This is a genomic window from Tistrella bauzanensis (assembly GCF_014636235.1).
In the GTDB taxonomy this organism is placed as follows: domain Bacteria; phylum Pseudomonadota; class Alphaproteobacteria; order Tistrellales; family Tistrellaceae; genus Tistrella; species Tistrella bauzanensis.
On the sequence record NZ_BMDZ01000125.1, the window covers coordinates 1 to 6,347 of the forward strand.

A 6,347-nucleotide genomic window follows, 5' to 3' on the forward strand; every position below is an offset into this window, starting at 1 on the left:
AGGAACCGCTGCCGCCGATCCGGCTCGCGATAGAAATTCGCCATCTCCGACCCCGTCATGTGTCACCTCACCCGAGGGAATCACCCCGCAGCGCGGGGGCAAGCGGACATCGACAGGGTTGGAGCCCATTCTGCAACAGGCTCCGTTGCCCTGGGCTATTAACCAAACGATTGTTTGTTAACTGAAATGCTGCTAGTCTCAAATTGCTTCGATTGAATCCCCGCCTGACATATGGCGCACCGCATCAATCCATCAGTCAAGGAGTAGTTATGCTGTCCACGCTAAAGGTGGTGGTGAGTCAACGCAAACAAGAGTCGGCGAATGTGGTGGCCCTGACTTTGCGCAGGGTTGACGGCATTGCATTGCCACATTGGGATGCTGGAGCGCATATTGATGTACATGTACAGGATGTGACTGGAAATGCCGCCATTCGCCAATATTCACTGTGCGGAGCGGCAAGTCTCAACCCGCAAGAGGTATGCCAGGAATGGCGTATTGCAGTGCTAGATGAAGGTATTGCAGGGCGTGGAGGCTCCCATTGGCTACACCAGCAGGCGTTACCAGGCATAGAGCTGGTGGTAAGCGAGCCGCGCAATAATTTTCGGCTGCACGCCGGGAACGCGCCGGCAATTTTGGTTGCTGGCGGCATTGGTATTACGCCCATGCTTTCCATGGCGGAAACCCTGAGATCTCGCAACGTAGATTTCTCACTCCACTACTTTGCAAGATCCCGAGAAGCATTGGCATTCCAGGATTCGTCGGTTGTCGTCCAAGCGCAGGTTTCACTGGACAACCAGGCCCATGCGGCTGGCCTTACGTTGGCGGAGCGGCTGAGCTGTACGGTGACACCCTCAAGCCATCTGTATGTGTGCGGACCTGCGGACTTTATGGGCGCAGTGATAAAGGTATTTCTGGCACGCGGCATTGCACCAGAGCGCATACATAGAGAGCTCTTTGCTCCTGCGCCAACGGAGGAGTTCCATGCAGATACAGCATTCGAGATCGAGCTGCGTTCTGACGGACGCGTCATCTTCGTACCTGATGGATGCAGCGCGGTAAAGGCGCTGGCCGATGCGGGCATCGACGTCATTGTCTCCTGCGAACAAGGCTTATGCGGCTCATGCCTTACCCCCGTGCTGGAAGGTGTGCCAGAGCATCGCGATCAGTTTTTGATGCCTGAAGAGCGTGAACGCAATGACTGTTTTACACCTTGTTGCTCACGCGCACAAACGCAACGGCTGGTGCTCGATCTTTGAAAAACTGAAAGGAAACACCTCACATGACCTCTACTGTCGCCGCACGAAACTACGACCCAACGGACCCAGAGATTCGCGAAAATCCGTTTCCGTTCTACGAATATCTTCAAGCCAAGGACCCAGCACATTGGAGCCGCACGCTCAAAAGCTGGGTGATCACGCGCTACGACGACGTACGCAAAGCGACGATAGCACCCGCCATGTCGTCCGACCGGCTCACGCCATTTTATGAATCACTTAAAGACGAGCGGCACGACATTCTTTCTGGTGTGATGCGCTACCTAAACTTGTGGCTGGTCTTTCGCGCTGCTCCCGAGCACACCCGCGTCCGCAAGTTACTCAACTCGGTATTCACGCCAGCGCTGGTGGCAGGCATGCAGGACAGCATCGCAGACACGGTGGATCACCTCTTCCATCAGATGCGCGAGAACCGCTGCGCAGATGGCTCCGTTGATTTCATGCGCGAAGTGGCGGTGTTGCTGCCAGCATATGTCATTTTGGACATGCTCTCAGTGCCTCGCAGCGATTTTCAGATGATCAAGGTGTGGTCTGACGATCTACGTCTTTTCATTGGCTCTGCACAATCTGAGCCCGACAAGTACACTCGTGCGCGCAGTGGCGCCGATCACATGTCAGCCTATTTTCGCCGCATTATTCAGAGCCGACGCGAACAGCCGGCGGATGATGTGATTAGCAAAATGATTGCAGCCAGCGTAGATGGTAATGGTCTCACCGAAGACGAGTTAGTCGCCACCTGCATGCTCGTACTGTTCGGTGGTCACGAAACAACAACGAGCCTGCTTGGCAATGCAGTCAAAGCCTTGCTTGATCACCCCGACCAGTTGCAGCGCTTGCAGGCTCACCCCGAATTGATTGAGTCTGCGGTGGAAGAATTTTTGCGCTTTGACGGTCCGGTGAATTCCATCGTTCGTGTAGTGGCGGTGGATCATGAGGTAGGCGGACAACTGTTCAAAAAGGGCGAGCGTGTGTTCATCATGATCAATGCCGCCAACCGTGACCCGAACCGTTTTGAACGACCGCAGGAGCTAGACATAGGCCGCACACCCAACCGGCATCTAACCTTCGGTCAAGGGTTGCACTTCTGCCTTGGCGCACCGTTGGCGCGATTGGAAGCCAAAGTGTGTCTCTCCATGCTGGTAAAGCGCTTTCCAAACTTGCGATATGCGCCAGGAAAGGCCGAATGGATGGATGCGCTGGTGATGCGGGGACTTACCACGCTGCCTCTGTATCTGGATTGAAAGGGGAAGCTTGGCATGAAAATCGATGATGATCAGGTATATGTGATCGGAACCGCTTGCACGCCTTTCCAGCGATTAGCTGAAACCAGCTTCAAGCAACTCACTCGGGACGTGTATCTGCAGGTGCTGGCCGATGCAGGTCTACAGGATGGGGGGGAGATCGAGCAGGCATGGTTCGGGAATTGCGGTATGGGAGCCGTCGGGCAGTCCAGCATTCGCGGACAGGTTTGCTTTACGCAGCTGGTGAATGAGGGGTTATTTCCTCAGCGCGCTCCGATTATCAATGTCGAAGGCGGCTGTGCCACAGCATCCATGGCGTTTCATGGCGCTTGGAAGGACATTCTCTCGGCTCAGAGCCAACTGTCGCTGGCCATCGGGGTCGAGAAAATCTGGTTTCCAGAAGATGCGGGTATTACCCAGCGCATCTTTGACGGTGGCATTGACCAGCTGGATCGCCAAGAATGGATGAGTTACTACCAACGCGCTGGTGAACAGGCGGGTAAGGCCTTTGAACCCGACTCAGGCAAAGCTACGGTTTTTATGCATACCTACGCCATGCAGGCCGCTTGGCATATGAAAACCTGGGGAACAACGCGCGAGCAGATTGCCTTCGGCGCGGCCAAGAACCATGACATGGGTGCGCTCAATCCGAAGGCCCAGTATCGTTTCCGGATGACACCACAGGAAGTGCTCGTCGACCGCGAAATCAGCTGGCCACTAACCCGCTCCATGTGTGCCCCCATTGGTGATGGCGCGGCTGCAGCTTTGCTGTGTTCGGGTGCATTTCTGCGCCAACAGAGCCCTGTAGTACAGGAGCGCGCAGTGAAGGTGTGCACCAGCGTGCTTACCGGAGGAAAGTACCGTGCACTAGATGAGCCAAGTCTGTCCGCTGTAGCAGCGCAGCGCGCCTACGTCAAAGCAGGGCTTACGCCCGCTAATATAAGCGTGGCCGAAGTGCATGACGCCACCGCATTTGGCGAGATATTTCAGGCCGAGATGCTGGGCTTCTGTGAAGTGGGAAAAGGTGGTGCATTCGTGGCATCAGGCGCCACGGCGCTGGGTGGAGTGATACCGATCAATCTTTCTGGCGGCTTGGTTTCCAAGGGGCACCCGATCGGCGCAACCGGCTTGTCAATGATCTACGAAATCACCAACCAGCTACGTGGCGAAGCGGGCGAGCGCCAGAGGCAAGGAGCCGACATTGGACTAGCCGAGAACGGTGGTGGCGTAATGGGCTTTGATGAGGCCGCTTGTTCGATCGTGATCCTGCGACGCTAGTTTTGGGTCGGGATAAAAAAGCGCTGCTATCCGGTTAAAAAGTGAAAGGATTCAGTTGGTCGCGAGGCATGTACCTCTGGTGCAATGTACTCGCTGGCTGGGAAGGCTTGCTGCAAGGACATCTTCTCGAACAGGGTGACCGACAGGATCTGTAGCAAAGTGTAAAGCGAGGCGTCCAGATTGAGGCGCTTCTTGATGATGGCGACGAGGACATAGACCGACACGGCGATCCAGATTTGCGAGCGCACCGCATTATCTGTGTTGCCGAAGAACTTCTTGTATACGAAGATGCTGCTTGATCCACTTGAAGAACAGTTCCACCTGCCAGCGCGCTCTTGTAGAGCGCGCCGATGGCGGCTGCCGGCAAGGTGAAGTTGTTGGTCAGGAACACCAGCGTCTTTCCGGTCTCGGGGTTTTTGAAACGAATACGGCGCAGATGTTCGGGGTAGACCTTGCGGCTGATGACATCAGTCAGATAACGTATGCCTCTTTCATTCACAACAATTCGCCGGTTTGACCGGCGTACGGAGACAACCATGAGCACATGGAATGTACAGGGCGAAGCCAAGGGCATGGCCAGATCGTGGCGCGACATATCTCCTGCGCTGAGCGCGGGGGTGGAGCGTATACGCGCGCCGTTCGGCCGGGGTATCGCTTGGGAGGGCATGGAGATTTGGGCTTACAAAGACCGTGCTTCCTCCATTGCTGAGGTGTTTGACAGAAATGTGACCCATTTTGGGGATCAAGAGGCCTATGTGTTTTATCCGGAAGGCGACCGCTACACCTGGCGCGAAATTGCCGAGAGAGTGAACAACGCCGCTAACGCTCTGCGAACCCAATATGACTTCGCCAAAGGCGACCGCCTGTGTTTACTCTCACCGGGGTGCCTAGATTACGTGGTCGGCTACTTCGCCGTGCAGAAGCTGGGAGGCGTGGCTGTGCCAGTCAATCTTGGCCTCAGTGCCGAAGGCTTAATCACCCAGATAAACGCGGTACAGGCCAGGTGCCTGGTGGTGTCAGCAGAGATATGGACAGGCAAGATCCAGCCGAATCTGGACAAGATTGCTATGCCCAGCAGTGTCTTTGTCACGGGGAGCATAGAGCAGGAAGGGGCTCCGCTATTTTTGTCACTCATGAACAAGAAAGCGGAACCGCTCGTGAACGAAACGGTGGATGAATGGGACCTGTGCGCCATCTCTTTCACCTCCGGCACCACAGGAGCGCCAAAGGGCACGATGGCCATGCAGATTAACGCGCTGGGATGTGCCCAGAACGTACCCAATGTGGTCAATGGACTCACGCCCGCGGACATCAATATCTGCATGCCTCCGCTCTATCACAACACGGCTGTTTACTGTGACTTTCTGCCTGCCCTGGTCACCGGAGGAAAATGCGTGGTGATGAGGGCGTTCAACCCGGTGGAGGCCATCCGCATCATCGAAGCCGAAAAAGCCACCTGGTGTGTAGCCGCGCCAATCATGCTGTGGATGATCATGAATCAAGGCGAATTTAAGCAGCGTGATTGCACTTCCCTCAAGAAAATCGCATTTGGCGGCCATGCTGCATCGGCTACCTTCATCAACCAGTTAGCAAAGGCGTTTGAGCCACAAGCGATTGTCAACGCTGGCTCTGTTTCTGAAAGCACAGCCCTAGGCTTTGCCCTACCCACCGCAGACGCTTTTCGGAAAATCACCAGTTGCGGTCTTGCCACCCCAAACACGGAAATCACCGTTTTCGACAATGACGGCAATGAGCTCACCGAGCCCGGATCCATCGGAGAGGTCGCCTACAAAGGACAGCAAACAAATGCCGGTTATTGGCAGCAGCCTGAACGCACGCGAGAAGTATTCAGAAAGGACGGCTACGTACTTTCCGGTGATTGGGCAAAAATTGACGATGAGGGTTACTTGTGGCTTCTGGACCGCAAGAAGGACATGATCGTACGGGGTGGGCAGAATGTGTATTGCATCGAGGTAGAGAACAAGCTATATATGCACGAGAAAGTACTCAGTGCAGCTGTAGTGGGCGTACCTGATCATGTATTCTCTGAGCGCGTCAAGGCCGTAGTGGTCGCCAAACCGGATCAGACTCTCTCTGTGCAAGAGATCAGAGAGCATTGCCGCCAGCACTTGGCCAATTATGAATTGCCTGAATATGTAGTCATCGCAAAGTCCATCCCTACCAATCCGGCGGGCAAAACACTCAAGCCGTCACTGGTAGACCTATGGAGCCAATTGGAAGAGGTTGCTGACCCTGCCGTAGAACAGTTTCATGGCTTCTTCAACAGTATTGCTGTAGAGATAAAAGACAAAGCGCATCTGAATATCGATGGCACGCTCTACACGCCCAATGCCATACTGATCGCGCTTGAGAAAAATAATCAACTCGGCGAACTGGCGAGGCAATGTATCCAAAGAACTGGAATTGTCCAGATGCTAAAACCTGCAGAGTCGAGATTCGACACATAGACCTTAGGAGCCTGTTGCAGAATGGGTCTTCGGAATGTGTCGCGATCGCAGTGAGATCCGCCCTTGAGCCTGCGGCCGGCGCCTGA

Annotated in this window: 4 protein-coding genes and 1 pseudogene; 4 read left to right on the plus strand and 1 reads right to left on the minus strand. The window is 54.9% G+C overall.

Going from position 1 to position 6,347, the window contains the following annotated elements:
* Positions 1 to 269: 269 nt before the first annotated feature.
* Genes IEW15_RS24600 through IEW15_RS24610 form a run of 3 tightly spaced genes read left to right on the plus strand, consistent with a single transcriptional unit; the run spans position 270 to position 3,793 of the window.
* Entirely contained in the window at positions 270 to 1,256 is a 987-nt protein-coding gene (locus tag IEW15_RS24600) for a PDR/VanB family oxidoreductase (RefSeq protein WP_188583045.1), read from the plus strand.
* Positions 1,257 to 1,279: 23 nt separating this feature from the next.
* Positions 1,280 to 2,515, plus strand: a complete 1,236-nt coding sequence (locus tag IEW15_RS24605) for a cytochrome P450 (protein ID WP_188583047.1) — start codon at positions 1,280 to 1,282, stop codon at positions 2,513 to 2,515.
* Between the two features lie 15 nt (positions 2,516 to 2,530).
* A complete protein-coding gene (locus IEW15_RS24610) occupies positions 2,531 to 3,793 on the plus strand; it encodes a thiolase family protein (protein ID WP_188583049.1) in 1,263 nt (420 codons plus the stop codon).
* Positions 3,794 to 3,819: 26 nt separating this feature from the next.
* Here the strand turns inward: IEW15_RS24610 and IEW15_RS24615 are convergent.
* Positions 3,820 to 4,253: pseudogene (locus IEW15_RS24615) on the minus strand (transposase); the annotation flags it as partial.
* A gap of 76 nt (positions 4,254 to 4,329) precedes the next feature.
* On the opposite strand from IEW15_RS24615, the gene IEW15_RS24620 reads away from it, so the two are divergent.
* Positions 4,330 to 6,261, plus strand: coding sequence for a class I adenylate-forming enzyme family protein (locus IEW15_RS24620; RefSeq protein ID WP_188583051.1), 1,932 nt, complete (start codon positions 4,330 to 4,332; stop codon positions 6,259 to 6,261).
* The last annotated feature ends 86 nt before the right edge of the window (positions 6,262 to 6,347 follow it).

Coding starts and splice junctions, on each gene's coding strand:
- IEW15_RS24600 (WP_188583045.1), top strand. CDS start 270: ATGCTGTCCACGCTAAAGGTGGTGGTGAGTCAACGCAAACAAGAGTCG.
- IEW15_RS24605 (WP_188583047.1), top strand. CDS start 1,280: ATGACCTCTACTGTCGCCGCACGAAACTACGACCCAACGGACCCAGAG.
- IEW15_RS24610 (WP_188583049.1), top strand. CDS start 2,531: ATGAAAATCGATGATGATCAGGTATATGTGATCGGAACCGCTTGCACG.
- IEW15_RS24620 (WP_188583051.1), top strand. CDS start 4,330: ATGAGCACATGGAATGTACAGGGCGAAGCCAAGGGCATGGCCAGATCG.